Annotated in this window: 19 protein-coding genes; 8 read left to right on the top strand and 11 right to left on the bottom strand. The window is 70.3% G+C overall.

Annotation, left to right across the window (positions count from 1 at the left end; all coding sequences use genetic code 11):
* Positions 1 to 65: 65 nt before the first annotated feature.
* A complete protein-coding gene (locus GGR71_RS06475; protein ID WP_160961013.1) occupies positions 66 to 560 on the top strand; it encodes a VOC family protein in 495 nt (164 codons plus the stop codon).
* Between the two features lie 14 nt (positions 561 to 574).
* Here GGR71_RS06475 and GGR71_RS06470 read toward each other — a convergent pair whose 3' ends face one another.
* Positions 575 to 2,167, bottom strand: coding sequence for a phytoene desaturase family protein (locus GGR71_RS06470; protein WP_160961016.1), 1,593 nt, complete (start codon positions 2,165 to 2,167; stop codon positions 575 to 577).
* A 202-nt stretch (positions 2,168 to 2,369) separates the two neighbouring features.
* Between GGR71_RS06470 and GGR71_RS06465 the strand changes: the two genes are divergently transcribed.
* Positions 2,370 to 4,472, top strand: a complete 2,103-nt coding sequence (locus tag GGR71_RS06465) for a M13 family metallopeptidase (protein WP_184451852.1) — start codon at positions 2,370 to 2,372, stop codon at positions 4,470 to 4,472.
* Positions 4,473 to 4,709: 237 nt separating this feature from the next.
* Entirely contained in the window at positions 4,710 to 6,722 is a 2,013-nt protein-coding gene (locus GGR71_RS06460; RefSeq protein WP_160961021.1) for a M13 family metallopeptidase, read from the top strand.
* Between the two features lie 316 nt (positions 6,723 to 7,038).
* Here the strand turns inward: GGR71_RS06460 and GGR71_RS06455 are convergent, their stop codons facing one another.
* The 6 genes from GGR71_RS06455 to GGR71_RS06430 form a co-directional block, all read right to left on the bottom strand.
* Positions 7,039 to 7,695 (bottom strand): rhomboid family intramembrane serine protease, encoded by a 657-nt coding sequence (locus tag GGR71_RS06455; protein WP_160961024.1) that lies wholly within the window; start codon positions 7,693 to 7,695, stop codon positions 7,039 to 7,041.
* Between the two features lie 703 nt (positions 7,696 to 8,398).
* On the bottom strand, positions 8,399 to 8,782 hold the full coding sequence (locus tag GGR71_RS06450) for an MGMT family protein (protein ID WP_160961026.1): 384 nt from the start codon (positions 8,780 to 8,782) through the stop codon (positions 8,399 to 8,401).
* Positions 8,779 to 9,717: a DMT family transporter gene (locus GGR71_RS06445; RefSeq protein ID WP_160961028.1), complete on the bottom strand. Its 939-nt coding sequence runs from the start codon at positions 9,715 to 9,717 to the stop codon at positions 8,779 to 8,781. The genes GGR71_RS06450 and GGR71_RS06445 overlap by 4 nt, the downstream gene beginning before the upstream one ends.
* Before the next feature lie 96 nt (positions 9,718 to 9,813).
* Positions 9,814 to 11,175, bottom strand: a complete 1,362-nt coding sequence (gene gorA, locus GGR71_RS06440; protein ID WP_160961031.1) for a glutathione-disulfide reductase — start codon at positions 11,173 to 11,175, stop codon at positions 9,814 to 9,816.
* A gap of 154 nt (positions 11,176 to 11,329) precedes the next feature.
* Positions 11,330 to 12,553, bottom strand: a complete 1,224-nt coding sequence (locus GGR71_RS06435) for a DUF418 domain-containing protein (protein ID WP_160961034.1) — start codon at positions 12,551 to 12,553, stop codon at positions 11,330 to 11,332.
* A 157-nt stretch (positions 12,554 to 12,710) separates the two neighbouring features.
* The gene (locus GGR71_RS06430; protein ID WP_160961037.1) at positions 12,711 to 13,190 is read right to left on the bottom strand and encodes an FKBP-type peptidyl-prolyl cis-trans isomerase; all 480 of its coding nucleotides are present in this window, start codon (positions 13,188 to 13,190) and stop codon (positions 12,711 to 12,713) included.
* Positions 13,191 to 13,298: 108 nt separating this feature from the next.
* On the opposite strand from GGR71_RS06430, the gene GGR71_RS06425 reads away from it, so the two are divergent.
* Entirely contained in the window at positions 13,299 to 13,841 is a 543-nt protein-coding gene (locus tag GGR71_RS06425; RefSeq protein WP_160961039.1) for a C40 family peptidase, read from the top strand.
* Positions 13,842 to 13,948: 107 nt separating this feature from the next.
* On the top strand, positions 13,949 to 14,782 hold the full coding sequence (locus GGR71_RS06420; protein WP_048489529.1) for a C40 family peptidase: 834 nt from the start codon (positions 13,949 to 13,951) through the stop codon (positions 14,780 to 14,782).
* Positions 14,783 to 14,899: 117 nt separating this feature from the next.
* Here the strand turns inward: GGR71_RS06420 and GGR71_RS06415 are convergent, their stop codons facing one another.
* Positions 14,900 to 15,673, bottom strand: coding sequence for a class I SAM-dependent methyltransferase (locus tag GGR71_RS06415; protein WP_456362591.1), 774 nt, complete (start codon positions 15,671 to 15,673; stop codon positions 14,900 to 14,902).
* 138 nt (positions 15,674 to 15,811) lie between these two features.
* On the opposite strand from GGR71_RS06415, the gene GGR71_RS06410 reads away from it, so the two are divergent.
* Positions 15,812 to 16,591 carry a nucleotidyltransferase domain-containing protein gene (locus GGR71_RS06410; RefSeq protein WP_160961047.1) on the top strand — a complete coding sequence of 260 codons (780 nt, stop codon included), beginning with the start codon at positions 15,812 to 15,814 and terminating at the stop codon, positions 16,589 to 16,591.
* Between the two features lie 58 nt (positions 16,592 to 16,649).
* Here GGR71_RS06410 and GGR71_RS06405 read toward each other — a convergent pair whose 3' ends face one another.
* From GGR71_RS06405 to GGR71_RS06395, 3 genes are all read right to left on the bottom strand, one after another.
* Positions 16,650 to 17,129 (bottom strand): acyl-CoA thioesterase, encoded by a 480-nt coding sequence (locus tag GGR71_RS06405; RefSeq protein ID WP_010341292.1) that lies wholly within the window; start codon positions 17,127 to 17,129, stop codon positions 16,650 to 16,652.
* Positions 17,130 to 17,242: 113 nt separating this feature from the next.
* A complete protein-coding gene (locus GGR71_RS06400; RefSeq protein WP_160961049.1) occupies positions 17,243 to 18,079 on the bottom strand; it encodes a class I SAM-dependent methyltransferase in 837 nt (278 codons plus the stop codon).
* Positions 18,080 to 18,086: 7 nt separating this feature from the next.
* Positions 18,087 to 19,427, bottom strand: coding sequence for a dicarboxylate/amino acid:cation symporter (locus tag GGR71_RS06395; RefSeq protein WP_160961052.1), 1,341 nt, complete (start codon positions 19,425 to 19,427; stop codon positions 18,087 to 18,089).
* Positions 19,428 to 19,578: 151 nt separating this feature from the next.
* Here GGR71_RS06395 and GGR71_RS06390 point away from each other — a divergent pair, with 151 nt between their 5' ends.
* On the top strand, positions 19,579 to 21,285 hold the full coding sequence (locus GGR71_RS06390) for an alkaline phosphatase (protein ID WP_160961055.1): 1,707 nt from the start codon (positions 19,579 to 19,581) through the stop codon (positions 21,283 to 21,285).
* Positions 21,282 to 21,857 (top strand): WG repeat-containing protein, encoded by a 576-nt coding sequence (locus GGR71_RS06385; RefSeq protein ID WP_237474406.1) that lies wholly within the window; start codon positions 21,282 to 21,284, stop codon positions 21,855 to 21,857. The genes GGR71_RS06390 and GGR71_RS06385 overlap by 4 nt, the downstream gene beginning before the upstream one ends.
* The last annotated feature ends 119 nt before the right edge of the window (positions 21,858 to 21,976 follow it).

Raw genomic sequence — 21,976 nt, 5'->3', positions numbered from 1 at the left:
CCGACATCCCGTTGGTTGCACCCGCGTGCGCGCGACGCAGGCATGCCCGCTCGAGCCGCAGTGCCATGCATGAGCCACACCCCCCCGCCGCGCCGCCACACACCCCGGACGATGCCGGAGTCGTGGCGGTCGATCACACTGGCTTCTCGGTCGCGTCGCTGGACGCGGCGCTGCAGTTCTGGACCGAGGCGATGGGGTTCGCCTGCGTGCGCCGCGGCAAGATGGGCGGCCCGTTCCTGCACGAGGTGACAGGCGTCGACGCGCCGCAGTGCCGCATGGCCGTGGTGCAGGCGCCGAATGGCTATCCCATCGAACTCCTGGAATATTCGACCGGCCCCGCCCTGGGCAGGGTCCCGGACAGCGCCGGCGCGATCGGCGCCGCGCACCTCGCGGTGACCGTGACGGACATCGGCCGGGCCTTGCGCCGGATGGCCGCGGCGGGGTGGCCTGCCAAGGGCACGCCACAGCCGATCCCGGCCGGGCCGCGCGCCGGCACCGTGGTCGCCTATGTCAGCGGCCCCGATGGCATCACCATCGAACTGATGCAGCCTCCTGCCTGAGCGCCGCCCCGACCTCAGCCGCGCAACAGCGCCATCGCCGCATTGTGCCCGGGCGCGCCGGTCACGCCGCCGCCGGGGTGGGTGCCGGAACCGCACAGATACAGGCCCGGCAGCGCGCCGCGGTACGCGGCCTGGCCGAGCATCGGGCGCGCACTGAACAACTGGTTGAGGGTCAGCGCGCCGTGGAAGATGTCGCCGCCGATCAGCCCGAAGGTGCGTTCCAGGTCCAGCGGGCTCAGCACCTGCCGGCCCAGCACCGAGGTGGCGAATCCGGGCGCGTAGCGCTCGACGGTGGCGATCATCAGCTCGGCGACCTCGTCGCGGTGCGCATCCCAACTGCGCCCGTCCGGCAGTTGCGGCGCCACGTGCTGGCAAAACAGGCTGGCCACGTGCTGGCCCGGCGGCGCCAGGCTGTCGTCCAGGGTGCTGGGGATCAGCAGTTCGACGATCGGCTCGCGCGACCAGCCATGCCAGCGCGCATCAAGGTAGGCGCGGTCCATGTAGTCCAGGCTCGGCGCCAGCACGATGCCGGCAGTGAGATGGTCGCCCGGCCCCGGCAGCGCGCTGAAGCTGGGCAGGCGCGATAGCGCCACGTTCATGCGGAACGTGCCCGACCCGCAGCGCCAGTGCGCCATGCGCTCACGCGTGGCGGCCGGCACGTGCGCCGGATCGAGCAGGCGTTCGTACAACAGCTTGGGATTGACGTTGGCGATCACGTGCCGCGCCCGCAGCCGCTCGCCTTGCTCGGTGACCACGCCGACCGCGCGCCCGTCCTCGACCAGGATCTCGCGCACGCCGGCATCGGTGCGGATCTGCGCGCCGGCCGCGGTCGCGGCGCGGGCCATGGCCTGGGTGATCGCGCCCATGCCGCCCAGCGCATGGCCCCAGGCGCCCTTGACCCCGTTGCTCTCGCCGAACACGTGATGCAGCAGCACGTAGGCCGATCCGGGCGTGTACGGACTGGCGTAGTTGCCGACGATGCCGTCGAAGCCGAACAGCGCCTGCACCGCATCGCTCTCGAACCAGCGCTGCAGATACTCGGCGGCGGAGAGGGTGAACAGGTCCAGCAGGTCCTGGCGCAGTTCCGCATCCAGCGCGTGCAGGCGGCGGCCGAGGCGGCCGGCGCGCAACAACTCGGGAAGCGCCTGCAGCCAGCCGCCGTCGGTGACGTTGGGCGGCGGCTGCAGCGCCAGCGCGCGCAGCACGTCGGCGATGCCCTCCAGCCGCGCCTCGTAGGCCGGTAGGCGTGCGGCGTCGCGCGCGGAGAACTTGGCCAGTTCGGCCTGGGTGTGGCCGGCACCGGTCAGCAGGTAGCGCCCGTCCGGCAACGGCAGGAAGTTGTTGCGCCGGCGCGGCACGATGCGCAGGCCGTGCCCGGCTAGGTCGAGATCGGCGATCACCTTGGGCTGCAGCAGCGACACCGTGTAGGACGCCACCGAGTTGCGGAAGCCGGGGTGGAATTCCTCGGTCACCGCGGCGCCGCCGACCACACCGCGCCGTTCCAGCACCGTCACCTTCCAGCCGGCCCGCGCCAGATAGGCGGCGCAGACCAGGCCGTTGTGGCCGGCGCCGACGATCAGGGCATCGCATGGCGGCTCGCGGGTCATGGCCGCATGGTAAGCCAGCACCGGCAGGCCTGCCGACCGGCAGGAGGCGACACCGTCCCACGGCCCAATGCCAAGGGCCGCCCATGACCTTCGACACCCCTGAAACCTCCCGCGGCGGCGTAGAGTCTCGCCACGGCCCGTGCGGGCCATTCCTTTATCCACGTCGGCCTGGAGCCTGCCTGTGACCCTTCGCAATCCCAAGATGCTGCTGTTGACCCTGGCCGTGAGCACCGCGCTGAGCGGCTGCGGCAAGCACGACGACGCCGCGCCCGCGGCCGACGCCGCCAAGCCCGCAACCGCCGCCCCGGCCGCCGCTGCGGCGCCGGCCGAGCTCAAGCTCGACACCAGCAAGCTGCCGGCCTACAACGCGTTCAACGTCAATGATCTGGACGCCAGCAAGAACGCCTGCGACGACTTCAACGGCTACGTCAACGGCAAGTGGCTGGCCGCCAACGAGATTCCCAAGGACCGCAGCAGTTGGGGCGCGTTCTCGATCCTGGACGAGCGCTCGGTGGCCGCGCAGCACCAACTGGCCGAACAGGCCGCCGCCGCGGCCAACCCGCAGGGCGTGGAAAAGATCGTCGGCGACTTCTGGTCCTCGGGCATGGACGAAGCCAAGATCAACGCGCAGGGCATCGAGCCGCTGAAGGCCGACCTGGCCGCGATCGACGGCCTCAAGGACGGCCCGGCAGTGGCCGAGTACCTGCGCCAGAGCGCGGCCAAGGGCGAGAACGGCCTGTTCGGCTTCGGCGCCGAGGCCGACTTCAAGAACTCGACGATGAACATGGCCTACGCCATGCAGGGCGGCCTCGGCCTGCCCGACCGCAGCTACTACTTCGACGCCGACAAGCAGGACAAGCTCAAGGCCTACCAGGCGCACGTGGCCAAGGTGCTGGAGCTGGCCGGCGTGCCGGCGGCCGACGCGGCCAAGCAGGCGCAGGACGTGGTGGCGCTGGAAACCCGCCTGGCCAAGGTGTCCAAGTCCAGCGAGCAGCTCTCGCGCGACGCCGAGCTGTCCTACAACCCGGTCACCCCGGCCGACGCCGACAAGCTGACCCCGAACTTCCCCTGGACCAAGTTCTTCGAGTCGCAGGGCGTGGCGGTGCCGGAGAAGTTCTCGCTGGCGATCCCGGCCTTCCACCAGGAAGTGAGCAAGGCGCTGGGCGACACCGACCCGTCGGTGTGGCGCGCCTACCTGCGCTTCCACACCGTGGACAGCGCCTCGCCGTACCTGAGCGATGCCTTCGCGCAGGAAAACTTCGCTTTCTACGGCAAGGAACTCAACGGCCAGGCCGAGATGAAACCGCGCTGGAAGCGCGTGCTCGGCAGCATCAACGACGGCGCCGGCGAGGCGATGGGCCAGATGTACGTCAAGGTCGCCTTCTCGGCCGACGACAAGGCCAAGATGCAGCAGCTGGTGCAGAACCTGAGCCAGGCGCTGAAGGCGCGCCTGGAGAAGCTGACCTGGATGAGCGACGAGACCAAGGCCAAGGCCCTGGACAAGTGGAAGACCTTCACCCCGAAGATCGGCTATCCGGACAAGTGGCGCGACTACAGCAGCCTGAACACCCAGCGCGACAGCTACCTGGACAACGTGCGCGCCTCCACGGCGTTCAACTACAAGTACAACCTGAGCAAGATCGGCAAGCCGGTGGACAAGACCGAGTGGGGCATGACCCCGCAGACGGTCAACGCCTACTACAACCCGCTGCAGAACGAGATCGTGTTCCCGGCGGCGATCCTGCAGCCGCCGTTCTTCGACCCCAAGGCCGACGACGCGTTCAACTACGGCGGCATCGGCGCGGTGATCGGCCACGAGATGACCCACGGCTACGACGACCAGGGCGCGCGCTTCGGGCCCACCGGCAACTTCGAGAACTGGTGGACCCCGGCCGACGCCAAGAAGTTCTCCGCGCTCACCGGCAAGCTGGTCCAGCAGTTCGACGGCTATGAAGTGGACGGCAAGCACGTCAACGGCAAGCTGACCCTGGGCGAGAACATCGCCGACCTGGGCGGCATCACCACCGCCTACGACGCCATGAAGAAGGCCACCGAGGGCAAGGACGACCCGAAGGTCGGCGGCATGAGCCGCGACCAGAACTTCTTCATCAACTGGGCCACCGTGTGGCGCACCAAGTACACCCCGCAGAACGCGATGGTGCGCCTGACCACCGACCCGCACGCCCCGGCGCAGTTCCGCGCGATCGGTGCGCCGTCGAACCTGGAGGCCTTCGCCACCGCGTTCCAGTGCAAGCCGGGCGCGCCGATGGTGCGCAGCGGCGACAAGCGCGTGGTGATCTGGTAAGCGACGGCGTCACCGCCGTCTCGCGAAAAGGCCCGGCATGTCCGGGCCTTTTCTTTGCGCCGGCGCCGGCGCGCGACCGCGGTGGCGATGCCGATTGCCCTATCCGGCGGCAGGCGCCCGTGGTGGCCGGCGTCCCTCGCTGAATCCGGTGGGGACGCGGACACGCGTCATCGCCACAGTTGCACACCGCGGCTTGTTAAACTCCGCCGACTTTAATCCTGACCGGATGCGTTCCCGATGCCCAATGCCCGTCCGCTTGCCCTCGCCGTCGCCCTCGGCCTGATCGCCCTCGCCTCCGCCGCCGATGCCGCGCCCAAGAAGAAGCGCGCCGCCGCGCCCAAGGCCCCGCCGATCAGCGCCGCCTGCAGCGACTTCTACGACGATGCCAACGCCGACTGGCTGAAGCAGAACCCGGTGCCGCAGACCGGCGCGGTCACCGCGCTGGGCCAGCTCGCCGAACGTGCGCAGCAACAACAGCGCGACCTGCTCGATGCAAGCATGCAGTCGCCGCAGAACGCCGTGCAGAAGGCGCTGGGCGACTTCTGGGCCAGCGGCCTGGACGAGGCCGCGGTGGAGAAGGACGGCTCCAACCCGATCGCGCCGCTGCTCGGCCGCATCGATGCGATCAAGAAGGCCAAGGACGTGCCGGCGTCGATCGCCGCGCTGCACCAGATCGGCATCCCGGTCGCGTTCAACTTCGGCGCCGACGTCGACCTGAAGGCGCTGGACCGCCACATCGGCTACTTCATGCAGGGCGGCATGGGCCTGCCCGACCCGGCCTTCTACACCCGCACCGACGCCGACACCATGGCGCTGATGGGCCGCTACCGCACCTACGTCAAGCAGATCCTGACCCTGACCGGCACCCCGGCCGACCGCCTCGAGGCCGACACCCAGTCGGTGCTGCAGATCGAGACCGCGCTGGCGCGCAGCGCCAAGTCGCTGGCCGGCATCAACAACCCGTTCAACAACTACGCGCCGATCTCGACCAAGGAGTTGAACAAGCAGTACCGCAACCTGCAGCTCGACGCCTTCCTCAAGGCCCAGGGCGTCAACGACGACCTGGTGTCGATGGCCGACCCGGACATGTTCAAGCAGCTCGACGGCATGATCGTCAGCATCAAGCCGGAGCAGTGGAAGGCCTACCTGCGCTGGCGCGTGGGCGATGCGATGGCGCCATACCTGTCCAAGAGCTTCCGCGACGCCAGCTTCGAGTTCCGCGGCCGCGTGCTGCAGGGCCAGGTCGCGCCGCCGCCGCGCTGGGCGCAGGTGCTGGACGCGATCAACGTCGCCGCCGGCCCGATGCTGGGCCGCGAGTACGTGGCCCGCTACCTGTCGGCCGACACCCGCCGCCAGGCCGAGACCATCGCCGACCAGGTGCGCGACGCGCAGATCGCCGCGGTCAAGCGCAGCACCTGGCTGAGCGAGCCGGCGCGCACCGAGGCGCAGGCCAAGCTGGCCGCACTGAAGATCGAGATCGGCGCGCCGCGCCGCGACCTCGACTACACCCTGCAGCCGATGGGCCGCGGCAGCTTCGGCGGCAACATGCTGATCGCCTCCACCTGGCGTCACCGCGAGGAAATGAAGCGCATCGGCAAGGGCAATGCGGACCGCCGCTGGGACGTGCTGCCGCAGCAGCCGGCGCTGACCTACGACATCGCCCAGAACCGCCTGATCATCACTGCCGCGGTGCTGCAGCCGCCGGTGTACGCGACCGCCGGCGACGCCGCGGCGCTGTACGGCGCCTACGGCGCGATGGTCGCGCACGAGCTGATCGGCGCCATCGACAACAAGGGCAGCCAGGTCGACGCGCAGGGCCAGTTGCGCAACTGGTGGACCCCGGAGGACAAGAACGCCTGGAACGCGCTGGCGGCCCGCACCGCCGCGCAGTACGGCGCCTACGACTTCCCCGGCGTGAAGGGCGCCAAGGTCAACGGCCCGCTGACCCAGGACGAGGACCTGACCGACATCGGCAGCGTCGAACTGGCCTGGCAGGCCTACAGCGCGGCACAGCCGACCGCCAGCGAGGCCGGCAAGCAGGCGTTCTACAAGGCCTGGGCCGGCCTGTGGGCGCAGCAGCTGTCGCCGACCGACGCCGTGCAGCGGGTCACCGCCGACGTGCACGCGCCGGGCCGCTGGCGCACCAATGGCGCGCTGGTCAACCTGCCCGCCTTCGCCGCGACCTTCACCTGCAAGCCGGGCCAGCCGATGGTCCGCAGCGAGGCCGAGCAGATCCACCTGTGGCCGTGAGCCGGTGCCGGCGCTAGCCGCCGGCCGGGCACACAGCACGACGGCGCGGGCAACCGCGCCGTCGTGCGTTCAGGGGTCGGGAAAATTGTCTGCCCCTCTCCCACCGGGAGAGGGGTTGGGGTGAGGGTACGGCGCGCGAAGCGCCGGCGCCGTGCTGGCAATGCGAGACTCCGCCCGTCCCCTCATCCGCCCCTGCGGGGCACCTTCCCCCGCAAAAGGGGGCCATGGTCCCGACGGGAGAAGGGAAAAGCCATTGCCCCTCGGGTACCGCACGCGCACCGCGTGGAGTTGCGCTTGCGCTATGCGGTCGGTGCGCTCAGCGCACGATGCGCGGGCGCGGCGGCTTGCGCTTGCCGAACGGCGGCTGGCCGCGCCAGTAGCGGATCATCAGCCAGCCGAACAGCATGCCGCCGAGATGCGCGAAATGCGCCACGCCCGGCTGCCAGCCGGTGAAACCCATCAGCAGCTCCAGCGCACCGAACACGATGACGAAGGTGCGCGCCTTCATCGGGATCGGCGGGAACAGCAGCATCACCCGCTGGTTCGGGAACAGCATGCCGAAGGCCAGCAGCAGGCCGAAGATGCCGCCGGAGGCGCCCAGCGTCGGGTACGGCTCGCTGCCGTTGCTCAGCATCCACCAGCCGACCAGCAACTGGCACAGGCCGGCGCCGGCCACGCAGACCAGGTAGTACGTCAGGAAGCGCTTGTTGCCCCAGGTCTGCTCCAGCGGCCCGCCGAACATGTACAGGGCCAGCATGTTGAACAGCAGATGCGAGAAGCTGCCGTGCAGGAAACCATAGGTCAGCAACTGCCAGAGCTGGAAGTTCTGCCCGGGCGAGAACGCATCGAAGGCGCCGATCGGCCACAGCATGAAGGGATCGAAGGTGTTGGTGCCGAGCAGCATCTGCAGCAGGAACACCACGACGTTGCCGATCAGCAGCGCTTGGGTGACGGGTGGAAGTCTGGGAAACATGGTCGGTTCCGTGGCAACTGCCTCCATCATAGCCGCTCGCCGGAGACTGCACTCCAAACGACGCGGTGGCATTCCGGCCCCTCGACTGCGATCGCCCCCGAGGGAACCGCCACACCCTCCTCGATGCCCTGCAGAAGCGACTTCAGTCACGACGAACGACACCGGCCAACCCGCAGGCGGCGCAAAGAGCGTCGGGGCTGAAGTCCCTCCCACAAGGAACAAGCCCCCTCTTCCAAGCACTATCACCGATGCGGTGCGCCGACGGGCGGATGGTGTTCGGGTCGCAGCCTCTCGCAGCTGAAACACCGCATGCGCTTCGCGCCCCGACGCTCACCCCAACCCCTCTCCCGGAGGGAGAGGGGCTTGTACCCATCCTTCTCCCTCCGGGAGAAGGTGCCACGCAGGGGCGGATGAGGGTACGGGCGCAGCCTGGTGCAGTTGAAACACCGCATGCGCCTCTCGCCCCGACGCTCACGCCAACCCCTCTCCCGGAGGGAGAGGGGCTTGTACCCATCCTTCTCCCTCCGGGAGAAGGTGCCACGCAGGGGCGGATGAGGGTACGGGCGCAGCCCCGTGCAGCCGAACACCGCATGCGCTTCGCGCCCCGCCCCCCTCTTCCAACGGGAGAGGGGCTAAGCCATCCACCTGAATCCGGCTTCTTTCCGCTTTGGGAGACCGGCCGCCGCAGTTCTCGTGAGTGTCGCTACCGCGGACCCCACACCTCTGCATCGAGATCGCGCACCGGCGCCGACGTACGCTTCACCCGCCCGCCCTGCACCGCCACGCCTTCGGCGCGCAGGCGCTGGCATTGCTCGCGATAGCCACGCGAGCCTTCCGGAAACGCGATGCGGCCGTCGCTGCGCAGCACCCGATGCCAGGGCAGCGCGGCGTCGGTATTGGCGCCGAGCAGCCGCGCCACCAGGCGCGCGCGTCCCGGCAATCCGGCCAGCATCGCCACCTCGCCGTAGCCGCGCACCTGACCCGGCGGAATCGCCCGGATCGTCGCCAGGATCCGCGCGTGCGCCTCGGCCGCCGCCGTCGCGACCGGTGCAGACGCGCTCGCTGCGGACGGCCGCCGTGGACTCATGCCGGCCGCGCCCGCACTGGCCGCGACACCAGCAGCACCCCGCCCAGCACCAGCACGGTGCCGGCGATCTGCCACGGCCCCATCGCCTCGCCCAGCAGCAGCAGTACGCTGAGCACGATGGTCGAGACCGGGCCGAGCATGCCGATCTGCGACGCCAGCGCCGAGCCGATGCGCTGCACCGCCAGCATCGTCGCCAGCACCGGCACTGCCGTGCACAGCGTGCCGTTGAGCAGCGACAGCGCGTACACCGGCGCCGGCAGGGCAAGCGCGTGCAGCGGCCGCAGCAGCAGGAACTGGGCGATGCACAGCGCACAGGCGACCAGGCTGGCGTAGGCGGTCAACCGCACCGCGCCGACCCGTGCCACCAGTTGGCCACTGCCGACCAGATACGCCGCATAGGCCAGCGCGCTGCCGAACACCAGCAGGCTGCCCCAGGCGGTGCGCGCGCCACCGATGCGCAGGTCGTGACCGAAGGCCAGCAGCACGCCCAGATAGCTCAACGCCAGCGCCCACAGCTGACGCCGCTGCGGCCGTCGCCGCCACAGCAGCACGCCGATCAGCAGCACCAGGGTCGGGGTCAGATAGAGGATCAGCCGCTCCAGGGTCGCGGTGATGTAGGCCAGGCCGAGGAAGTCCAGGAAGCTGGCCAGGTAGTAGCCGAGCACGCCCAGCGCGACGATCCGCCAACGGTCGCCCGGCTGCAGCGGTGGCGCGCGCCGCGCCGCCCACAGCGCCATCGCCGCGAAGCACGGCAGCGCCACCAGCATGCGCAAGGCCAGCAGGGTCACTGCATCGACGCCGTAGCGGTAACCGAGCTTGACGATGATGGCCTTGCCGGAAAACGCGATCGCGCCGCCGGCGGCGAGCAACACGCCACCCAGGCTGGCATGCGTGGCGGCGGGGGCAACGGCAGTGGGCGCGCCGGGCGCGCTCATCGCGCACCGCCGCGGCAAGGACAAGAGGACACGTGCATGCCGCCATTCTACGGCGCTACCGTCTTCCAGCCGTCGGATCGATGCCGCCTCAGCGCCTCAGCGCATCAGCACCACTTCCTCGGCCGAGGTCGGATGGATCGCCACGGTGTCTTCCAGTTGCTGCTTGGTCACGCCCAGCTTCAACGCCACCGCGAACCCCTGCAGGATTTCGTCGGCGCCGTCGCCGAGCAGGTGGACGCCGACCACGCGCTCGTCGGCGCCGACGCACACCAGCTTGAACAGGCTGCGCTGCGGCGAGTCGGCCAGCGCCTGCAGCATCGGCCGGAAATTGCTGCGGTACACCGTCACCGCATCGGCACCATAGCGCTCGCGCGCCTGCTCCTCGCCCAGCCCGACCTGGCCCAGTGGCGGGTGCGAGAACACCACGCTGGGCACGTTCTCGTAGTCCAGCCGCGCCTGCGGCCGGTCGCCGAACACGCGGTCCATCAGCTTGCGCCCGGCGGCGATCGCCACCGGGGTCAGGCCGACCTTGCCGGCCACGTCGCCGATCGCATACAGCCCCGGCACGTCGGTGTTCTGGTACGCGTCCACCACGATCTCGTGCTTGTCGCCCAGGCGCACGCCCAGCGCTTCCAGGCCGAGATCGCGCGTGTTGGGGCGGCGCCCGATCGCGAAGAACACCCGATCGACGCGTTCACCTGGCTGCCCCTGTGCATCGACCACGCACAGGTCCTCGCCGTTGCGGCGCAGGGCGCTGGCGCGGTAGCCGAAATGCAGGCGCACGCCCTGGTGGTGCAGATTGTCGGCGAGCTGCCGCGCCAGTTCCGCGTCGAACCGCTCCAGCAGACGCTCGCCCTGCACGTACAGCTCCACCCGGCTGCCCAGCGCCTGCAATAGCCCGGCCAGTTCCACCGCGATGTAGCCGCCGCCGACGATCGCCACGCGCGGCGGCGCCTCGCACAGATTGAAGAAATCGTCGGAGATCAGGCCCAACTCGGCGCCTTCGATGTTCGGCCGCACCGCATGCGCGCCCGTGGCGATCACCACGTGATTGGCGCTGACCCGCACGCCATCGTCGCATTCGACGGTGTGCGCATCGATCAGTCGCCCGCGCCGCGGGATTAGCACCACGCCATCGGCATCCAGGCGCCGCCGGTAGCTGGCGTGGATGTTGCCGATGTAGCCCTGGCGATGCGCCACCAGTTCCGCCCACGACAGCGTGGCCTCGGGAATGGCGAACCCGACCGCGCGCGCCAGGTCGATGCGCTCGACCAGGTCCGCCGCCAGCCACATCGCCTTCTTCGGCACGCAGCCGACGTTGACGCAGGTGCCGCCGAGCGCACTCGGCTCCAGGATCGCCACCCGCGCGCCATGGCTGGCGGCGCGGAACGCGGTGGCCAGGCCACCGGAACCGCCGCCCAGCACCAGCAGGTCGTAATCGCGGATCGGCGCGCTCACGGCGCACGCCCAGTGCGTGGCACAGCGGCATCGGGCGCGGCGCGGTGCGCGCAGTTCACGTCGTCCATCGGTTGTCCTGTCGCACGGGAGAGATCGGCGCGCAGCATGCCATGGGGTGGACCACGGCAGATGTGAGGGTGCGGCCGCGTGCGACTCAGGCCGGGTCGCGCCGCCGCATGGGCTGCCAGCGCAGATAGCTGGCCGAACGCCACAGCCACTCCACCGGGCCGAAGCGGAAGCGCTGCAGCCACCAGTGCGACAGCGCCACCTGCAGCGCGAACAACACGACCGCGAACGGGATCTGCCAGGCGCGCGGCAGTTGTTCGAAATAGCCGAAGCCGTAGCCGTAGAACAGCGTCGTGCAGACCAGCGACTGCAGCAGGTAGTTGCTCAGCGCCATGCGCCCGGCCGGCGCCAGCCACTGCAGCGCGCGCGCGGCGCGCACCAGCCAGGCCGCATAGCCCAGCGCCATCAGGCCGCCGGCGATGCTGGCCAGGGCATAGGCCACGGTCAGACGCAGATCCAGCCGCGCTGGATCCATCCACGGTTCCAGCCGGAAGCTCAGCAACATCAGCGCCAGGCCCAGCGGCAGCACGCCCCAGCGCAGCACGGCGAGCAGCCGCGGGAAGCGCTGCGGTTGTGCGGCCAGGCCGCTGCGCACGCACCAGGCGCCGAGCAGGAACATGCCGAAGATGGTCGGCGCGTTGAACAGCAGCCCGCTCAGCGATTCGACCAGGTCGCGCGCGCGCTGCGCGGTGGCCTGGGCGTAGCTGCCGTGGCCGAACACCTCACGCTGCTGCGCCAGCGCCGCGGCGCCGTGCTGCGCCTGCTCGGCCATCTCGCGCTGCCACTGCGTCGCGCCGTGCGGATCGGCCTGCGCCGCCCAGGAGGCCGCGCCGATCAACAGCCACAGCGCCGGCGCGAACAGGTAGACCACCAGCGCCATGCCGGGCAGCCAGCGCGTGGGCGCCTCGCGGAACGCCAGCAGCATGAACGCCAGCAGCGCGTAGCTGACCAGGATGTCGCCGGACCACAGCAACACCGCATGCAGCAGGCCGATCACCAGCAACCCCGCACTGCGGCGCAGGAAGAAACCGCCGAACGGCCGCCGCGCGGTCTCGGCGCGCTGCGCCATCACCGCGAAGCCCATGCCGAACAGCAGCGAGAACAAGGTGTAGAACTTGCCCTGCACCAGGATGTAGACCAGCGCGTCGGCGATGCGGTCGGCACCGCGCAGCGCCGGATCCAGGCCGGTCATCGCCGCGTCCAGCGGGCCGACGAAGCCCTCGATGTTCATCAGCAGGATGCCCAGCAGGGCGAAGCCGCGCAGCACGTCCAGGGTGGCGATGCGCTCGGCGGGCGCGACGGGCTGCAACACGGGGGCAGGAGTGGCCAAGGGGCACCGGGCGGGAGGCCGGCGATTGTCCCTCGCCGCGATCAGGAGGGCCGCCGGCGTCCGCGGCGGCGCGACGGCGCCGCTGCGCGCGGCGCCAGGGCCGGCGGCACCGGCGCGACCGGCACCGCCGCAAACGCACTCAGTGGTGGTGGCCGCCGTCGCCGTGCACGTGGCCGTGCTCGATCTCTTCGGCGCTGGCCTCGCGCACGTCGACGATCTCCACGTCGAAGTGCAGGTCCTTGCCGGCCATCGGGTGGTTGAGGTCGACGTCGACCACGCTCATGCCGACCTTCTGCACGGTGACCGCGCGCGGGCCGAAGTTGGTCTGCAGCACCACCTGGCTCCCCGGCTGCAGCTTGGCTGCGCCGAAATGCTTCTTCGGCACGCGCTGGCTCAGGCCCTCGCGGTATTCGCCGTAGGCGTCCTTGGCCGCCACGTCGACGCCGAAGCTGTCGCCGGCGGTCTTGTCCATCATCGCGTTCTCCAGGCCCGGAATGATGTTGCCGTGGCCGACCAGGATCACCAGCGGATCGCGGTCCTTGGAGCTTTCGATCGGTTCTTGACCGACTTCCGAAACGGTGTAGTGGAAACGGACGACGCGGTCTTTTTCGATCTTCATGTGCACTCTGCGCTGTGGCTGCCGGGGCAGACGGGATGGGCGGCTTGTCGGCCGCCGGGAGCGCCGCCATGATGGCGGCCTTCTGAGGTCGCGCATTATCCCGGCTCCATGCACAACACGCCAGTTTCGCCGCGCGGCCGCCGCGCGTTTCCGTGGTGGCTTCCGCTGCTGTGCACCGCCGCGCTGGCGGCCTGTGGACGCCATGAGGTCCGCTACACCCGGCCGGCACCGGTGACAGTGCGCGAGTGGCCGCAGGTGGCGCCGGCCGACCCGGGCGCGGCCAACGCGGTGCTGATGCGCGCGCTGGGCCTGGTCGGCACGCCCTACCGTTACGGCGGCAACACCCCCGAATCCGGGTTCGACTGCAGCGGCCTGGTCGCCTACGTCTACCGCGACATGCTCGACCTGCGGCTGCCGCGCACCTCGCGCGAACTGGCCGCGGTGCAGGGTCCGCGGATCGACCCGCAGCGCCTGAGCACGGGCGACCTGGTGTTCTTCGGCAGCGCAGGAAATGTGACACACGTCGGAATTTACGTCGGCGAAGGCCGCTTCGTGCATGCCCCGAGCACGGGCGGAACGGTGCGCCTGGATTCGTTGGACGGGGCTTACTGGCGAGACCATTACACCGGCGCAAAACGGGTTTTGCGTTGAATTGTGATTTCACCCACATTCATAATTACGAAAATTTAACCTTATTTGAACTTTCTATTTCTGTCTACAAGGCATGATCCCCCATCGTTTTATTTTGTGATCCAAGCGTGACGACCGAAGCCCAGACCTCTCCAGGCAAGCCCGCCGTTCCCCGCCGGACCGCTTTCCGCCTCTTCTGCACCGCCTCGCTCTGTTTCTCGGCCCTCCCGGCCCTGGCCCAGACCGCTCCCGCCGACACCGTCGTCCCGGAAGCGATCGCGACCGTCGCCCCCGCTCCCGCCCAGGTGAGCGCCACGGCGACCACCGCCCAGGCGACCGCGCAGACCCCCAACACCACCATCTCGGCCAAGCCGGCCGCCGCACAGGCGCCCGCACCGTCGCGCAGCAAGGCCGACGCCGCCGCCACCGCCACCCTGGCCGCCCTGCTGCCGCACCTGGCCGCCAACGACACCATTCCGCTGATGGACCGCTCGGCGATGTTCGCTGGCGACATCAGCCGCCTACTGGCCAACTACGACGTGTCCCAGCCGGTCCCGCGCGAAGGCGTGGTGCCGGGCGGCGACAAGGTCCAGTCGGTGCTCAAGCGCGCCATGGCGCTGCTGGGCACCCCGTACCGCTGGGGCGGCGAGGACACCGAAGGCTTCGATTGCAGCGGCCTGGTCGGCTACGTGTTCCGCACCGCGCTGGGCATCGAACTGCCGCGCGTGTCGCGCGAAATGGCCCGCGAGGCCAATGCCCAATTGATCAAGGACCGCGACGCGCTGGCGCCGGGCGACCTGGTGTTCTTCGGCCGCAAGGGCCGCGTCGACCACGTCGGCCTGTACGTCGGCGAGGGCCGCTTCCTGCACGCCCCCAGCCGCGGCAAGGACGTGCGCGTGGACACGCTGACCTCCGGCTACTGGGGCGAGAAGTTCGTGCAGGCGCGCCGCGTGGCGATGTAAGCCGCCAGTCTGCACGCACTGCCGAGAAAGGGCCGCTGGCAACAGCGGCCTTTTTTATTGCGGCGCTTCGCTGCGATCCGGTTGGCCGGCGCATCGCTGGCGCGCGGCGCGGGCGCCTCAGGCGATGGCCACGATCGCGCGCATGTCCTTGTCGATCCGAAATGCCCCGCCGCCGCGCGCAAACGCTGCGTCCACCGCCTGGCGCAAGGCCGGCGCGTGCGCCTGCGGCGGCAACGGCAGGCTCTGCAGGTAGGCCATGACGTCGTCGGGGTCGGTGCAGACCAGCGTATCGTCGAAGCGTGCGACGCGGACCTGGGCGAAGTGCGCGGCGAACAGGCACGCGCCTGTCTCGGCATCCAGGCGCAGGGTGGACGGGTCGCGGTCCGGGCCGCCGGCCACGCCGGCGATCAGCTGCGCGAGCTGGCGCATGTTGTCGTGGCCGTTGAGCACCGCCAGCACCGTCGCGCCGGGGCGGACGATGCGCCGCAGTTCGCGCACGCCCGCGTGCGGATCGGGCAGGTGATAGAGCATGTGCACCGCCAGCGCGGCGTCGACGCTGGCATCGCGCAGCGGCAGGCGCATCGCGTCGCCGACCACGCCCTGCGGGCGCAACGCCGCCGCCTGCGCCAATGCCGCGGCGACCATGGCCGGCGAGCGGTCCAGCACCTGAAGCGCGAGCCGTTCCGGCCACTGCCCGGCGAGCGCGCTCCACAACTGGCCGGTGCCGCAGCCGACGTCGGCCACGCGCATGTGCGCGGCCAACGGCAGCTGCCCGCGCAACCATGGGTACCAGTCGGCACGTCCGTACTTGGCATGCAGCGACTTGCGCTGGTCCAGCCGCTGGGTATCGCCGTACTGCCGCTGCAATTCCGTACTGTCCGCCTGGAGCATCATCGCCGTCGTCCACGTTGCCCGCCGGCACGATACGCTGGTCCGCCGCGATCGCGTCACCGTGACCTCGATGATAATGATGCCGTCCTCCCCCACCCTGGCGTGCCGCCGAGCGCGTCGATATGGCCAGGCCGTACCATGACCGCGCCGACGAGAGAAGACGCGCCGGCGCCGACCGCCGCCACGTTGCCCACGCCCGCCCAGGCGCTGGCGATCGCGCAATCGCTGCTGTCCACCCGCTACGCCGACGCGGCGTTCGGCTTCGCCGCCGGCTCGATCCTGCGCGGCGAAGGCACGCACCTGTCCGATCTCGATCTGGTCGTGGTCTATGAGCGCCTGCCGGCCGCACGGCGCGAATCGTTCCTGGCCGAGGGCGTGCCGGTCGAGGCCTTCGTGCACGATCCGGGCACGCTCGCCTGGTTCGTCGATGAAGACGCCGCCCGCGGCCGCCCCAGCCTGCTGCACATGATCGCCGAGGGCACCCTCGTCGGCACCGCGACCGAATCCGCGCGCAGCCTGCAAGGCCAGGTCGCCGCGCGGCTGCAGGCCGGGCCGCCGCCGCTGACGCAGGCGCAACGCGACGCGCTGCGCTACGAGATCACCGACCTGGTCGACGACCTGTGCGGAGAGCGCAGCGCCGCCGAGATCGTCGCGATCGGCGCCCTGCTGCATCCGCGCCTGGCGGAACTGGCGCTGCGCGGGCGCGGCCACTGGTACGGCAGCGGCAAGTGGGTTCCGCGCCTGCTGGCACGGATGGATCCGGCCTTGGGCCAACGCTTCGACCAGGCCTTCGCCGCGCTGTTCGCCAGCGCCGACCGCGCACCGGTACTGGCACTGGCGCAGCAGGAACTGGCCGTGCACGGCGGCCGCCTGTTCGACGGCGACTGCCGCACCGCGCCTGCGGACTGGCGCGCCTGAGCCAGCGCGGGCGCGCCTGAGCCAGCGCGGGCGCGCCTGAGCCAGCGCGGGCGCGCGCTCAGCCGTGGTAGTGGGCGATGGTGTCTTCGATGCCCTTGCTCAGCTCCATCACCTTCTGCGCGTACTCGGCCAGGCGATGGTCTTCCGGCGTGTCCGGATGCCAGGCCGGCACCGCGGTCGGCCGGCCTTCGACGCCGTCCAGGGCCACGAACACGATGATGCAATGGGTGCACAGGCGCGGCTCGCCGCCCATCGGATCGCGAGCGCGCACCTCGATGGCGAAATGCATGCTGCTGGTGCCGGTGTGGACCAGCTTGGCGCTGACCGTGACCATGTCGCTGATGCGGATCGGCGAGACGAAGCGGATGCCGCCCACCGCCACGGTCACGCTGTAGTGGCCGCTCCAGCCCACCGCGGCGGCATAGCCGACCTGGTCGATCCACTTCATCACCACGCCGCCGTGGACCTTGCCGCCGTAGTTGACGTCGATCGGCTCGGCCAGGAAGCGGAAGGTCAGTTCGCGTTGGGTGCCGCTCATCGGGAGTCCATGCTGGGGAAGGAGGCGGCAGTCTGCCATGCGCCGCTGCCACCAATCGCAACGGCGTCGCAATGACCTGTCGCCGCAGACGCGCTGGCGGCCGGCGTGGTCGGCTACGCGGCGGCCAGCGCCAGGTTGTCGCGCTTGCGGATGCACAGCCACGGGAAATGCGGCTGGCGCCAGCGCAGCGCGCGCAGGCAGCGCACGGACAGGCGGCGCGGGTCGAACAGCCGGCGCAGCACGAGACCATCCAGTACCGCATCGGTGTGTTGATGGTACTGCTGCGCCAGTTCCGCGCAGCCCAGCTCGCTGAAGTAGCGCAGGCTGCGCGCGGCGCTGGCCCGGGCCTGCTCGGCGTCGGCGTAGAACGGGCTGTCGAGGATGTGCAGTTCGCCGTCGTGCTGCAGCAGGTGCAGCAGGCGCGCGATCAGCGCACGCGGATCGGCGAAGTACTGGAGGCAGGCCGGCACCACCACCACATCGAAGCGCTGCGCCGGCAGCGGCAGGCGCAGGATATCGCCGGCGACGAAACTCAACCGCGGCGCGTCGGCGAACACCCGCGCCGCCTGTGCCAGCTCGATGCGATTGACGTCGACGCCGCAGACTTCGCGCTGCAGGCCGCTGGCCAGGCGATGCGACAGCCAGCCGTTGCCGCAGCCCAGTTCCAGCAGCGGCCCGTCGCCGCCACGCGCGCGCAGGTGGCGCAGCAGCCGCCGGCAGGATTCGGCACGCACCCGCCATTCGTGGCTGGAGCCCAGCGCGCCGGGCGGCTGCGGCAGCGTGCGCACCTGGGCGTCGCTGTAGAGTCGGCCTTCGCGGCGGCGCACGTCAAGATAGCGCTGTTCGAACGGGTCGTCCGGCAACGCGTCGTGCACCAGCACGCCCTCGTGGAGCGTCAGCCCGGGCAACCGTAGCAACTGCGCGCGCAGGCTGTCGGCAGGCGTGCCCACGGAAGCATCAACGCACCTGGCCGGAGCTATCGACCGGCGGATCTTCCAGGCCGACATTGCTCGACGCGGCCTCGTAGATGCTGCGATCGAGCAGGCCGGTTTCCTTGGCCACCAGCACCGGCACCAGCATCTGCCCGGTCACGTTGGTCATGGTGCGCATCATGTCCAGCACGCGGTCGATGGCGTACAGGTAGCCGATCACCTCCAGCGGCAGGTTGGCCGCGCTCAGCACTACCGTGGCCATCACCACCGCGGTGCCGGGCACGCCGGCGGTGCCGAAGCTGCCCAGCACCGAGGCGATCAGCACCACGAAATACTGGTTGGCGGTCAGCGGCACGCCGGTGTACTGGGCGATGAACACCGCGCACAACGCCGGGAAGATCGCGCCGCAGCCGTCCATCTTGATGCTGGCGCCCAGCGGCACCGCGAACGCGGCGTAGTCCTTGTTGACGCCGAGGTTGTGGGTGATCGAACGCAGCGCCACCGGCATCGCGGCGAAGCTGGAGGAACTGACGAAGGCCACCTGCATGCCCGGCGCGGCGCCGCGGAAGAACTTCCACGGGTTCAGCCCGTGCACCAGCAGCAGGCCGCTGTACACCACCACGATGTGGATCGCGCAGGCCAGGTACAGCGCCAGCACGAAATTGCCGAACGGCAGCAGCTTGCCGAAACCATAGCCGCCGACCAGCGCGGCGATCAGGCCGAAGGTGCCGAGCGGGGTCATCTCCAGCACGAAGCGGGTGACCTGGATCATGATCTCGCTCATCTGCGTGGTGAGCTTGCGCGCCTCGGCCACGCGCTCGCCGAGCTTGACCATCGCAAAGCCCAGCAGCGCGGCGAAGAAGATCACCGGCAGGATCGAACCGCGCCCGGCCGCCAGCACGGTCTCGCCGGCGGCATTGGTCCTGGTGCCGATGCCGGTCAGCGCATAGAACGGGTTCGACGGCACCACGTCCAGCAGCACCTGCACCGGGCTGGGCACGTCGCGCGGGGTCCAGGCGCTGTCCACGCGCAGGCCCAGGTGGCCGGCGCCCGGCTGCAGCACAGTGCCCACGGCCAGGCCGACGCCGACCGCCAGCGCCGCGGTGACCACGAACCACAGGAAGGTGCGCCCGCCCAGCTTGGCCACCGACTGCTGCCCGTGCAGCGACGAGATCGCGTTGATGACGGCGAAGAACACCAGCGGCACCGCGATCATCTTGATCAGGGTGACGTACAGGTCGCCCAGCGGCTTGAACCAGGTTTCCGCGGTCGGCCCCAGCGCCCAGCCGGCCAGCGCGCCCAGCACGAAGCCGGCGACCACGCGCTGCCAGAACGGAATGCGTAACCAGGCCGTCACCAGTTTCATCGACGCTGTCCAGAGAGATCGGGGGTTTCGCACGATAGCGCACCCCGGCAGCAGCGACGACGCCATGGCTGGAAAGGCGCGATGTCATCGGCGTGCCTTGTCGTAGCCGGCATAATGCGGGGGACTTCGTTGTTCAGGACCCGTTTCGCGTATGCGCCTCCCCGTTTCCGCTCTCGCCGCCGCCTCCACCCTGCTGCTGGGCGCCTGCGCCAGCACGCCGCACACGCCGGCCGCCAGCGCCAACGTCGCGCCGATCGTCGTTCCCGCCGTGGCCCACCCGGCCGGCGAGACCCCGGACTGGTGGTACCGCAGCGGCGCCGCCAAGGCCGCCAACAACGGTGCGATGCGCGGCAAGGCCAAGAACGTCATCCTGTTCCTGGGCGACGGCATGAGCCTCACCACGGTCGCCGCCGCGCGCATCCTCGACGGCCAGCGCAAGGGCGCCTCCGGCGAGGAGAACCAGCTGTCGTGGGAGGCGTTCCCCGCCACCGCGCTGAGCAAGACCTACAACACCGATTCGCAGACGCCGGACTCGGCCGGCACCATGACCTCGATCACCACCGGGGTGAAGACCCACATGGGCGCGATCGGCGTGTCCGCCGGCAAGCGCGACGCGTGCGCCGACAGCCTCGGCAAGCAGTTGCTGAGCTGGCTGGAACTGGCCGACAGCGCCGGCATGGGCACCGGCATCGTCACCACCACCCGGCTGACCCACGCCACCCCGGCCGCGACCTATGCGCACGTGCCGGAACGCAACTGGGAGAGCGATGCCGACCTGCCGGAGAAGGCGGTCGCCGAAGGCTGCCGCGACATCGCCCAGCAGATGGTGAGCGCGCGCTTCGGGCGCGGCCCGCAAGTGATGCTGGCCGGCGGTCGCGGCCAGTTCACCACCGTCGAGCAGCGCGACCCCGAGTACGACGACAAGGTCGGCCTGCGCCTGGACGGCCGCGACCTGGTCGGCGAATGGCGCCAGCGCCACCCGCAGGGCGCCTACGTGTGGACCCGCGGGCAACTGGAAGCGGCGCAGAACGCACCGGCGCTGCTGGGCCTGTTCGAGCCGGACCACATGCAGTTCGACCACGACCGCGACCGCAGCGCCAATGGCGACCCGAGCCTGGCCGAGATGACCCGCGCCGCGATCCGCACCCTGTCACAGGACAAGAACGGCTACGTGCTGATGGTCGAAGGCGGACGCATCGACCACGCGCACCACGCCGGCAACGCCTACCGCGCGCTCGACGAGACCATCGCCCTGTCGCAGGCGGTGCAGGCCGCAGCGGACGCGACCTCGGCCGAGGACACGCTGATCATCGTCACCGCCGACCACTCGCACACGCTGAACTTCGTCGGCTACCCGCAACGCGGCAACCCGATCCTGGGCAAGGTACGCGGCACCAGCGGCGAGGACGCCAACACCGGCGACCTGGCACTGGACGGCAACGGCCAGCCCTACGCCACGCTCAGCTACGCCAACGGCCCCGGCTACACCGGCGCCAGCAACCAGCAGCCGGCCGGGGTCAAGACCTTCCCGCATGCGCCGAGCAACTTCGAGCCGGCCAACGGCCGCCCGGACCTGACCCACGTCGACACCGAAAGCCCGGACTTCATGCAGGAAGCACTGGTGCCGACCAAAGCCGAGACCCATGGCGGCGACGACGTCGGCATCTGGGCGCGCGGCCCCGGCAGCAACGCGTTCCGCGGCAGCCTGGAAGAGAACGTGATCTATCACGTGATCGTGCAGGCCACGCCGACGCTGCGCGCGCGGCTGTGCCAGGCCGGCACCTGCAACGGCGACGGCGTGCCGGTGGAGTTGCCCAAGCCGGCGGCGTTCATGACCAGCGCTGCGACCACGCAATGAGGCGGCATCCGCGGCATGGCGGCGGCCTGCGCGTGGCCGTCGCGGTGTTCGCAGTGTTCGCTGCGGTAACCGCGCTCGGCTCCATGCCGGCCGCCGCGGCCCAACCGGCCACCGAGGCCTGCCGGCTGGGCGACCCGAATACCGATCGGCCGGTGGTGCCGGGCTGCCGGCTCGGTGCCGACGAACGCCTGGCACTGACGCCGCAGGCGCTGCGCGGCCTGCACTTCGATCGCGACGGCCTGGCGCTGCTGAGCGTCGGCGCACGGTTCTACTACGTGCGCGCCGATGGCCGCAGCCTGCCGGTGATCACCTGGGACAACGGCCCGGATGGCTTCACGGAAGGCCTGACCCGCGGCATTTTTCACGGCCGCATCGGTTTCTACGACCGGCAACTGCGGGAGGTGATCGCGCCGGTCCACGATTTCGCCTGGCCGTTCGAGCACGGCGTCGCCGAGGTCTGCGACGGCTGCAGCGCGGGCACGCCCGACGCCGACGGCCATACGCCGATGCAGGGCGGCCGCTGGTACTCCATCGATCGCCATAACCGCGAGGTCCCGGCACCAAAGCGCTGAGCCGATGACCATATGTGGCATGGCGGCGTTGTCACGGAGAACGCCGCCAAGGCCGGCCTTCTGCAACGCATTTCTTGCTGCATCGCCTGCGATTTCGGGGGAAGCGCATCGTCCGCGAG

The organism is Xanthomonas sp. F1 (genome assembly GCF_014199855.1).
This window is presented reverse-complemented; position numbering and strand designations above follow the sequence as displayed.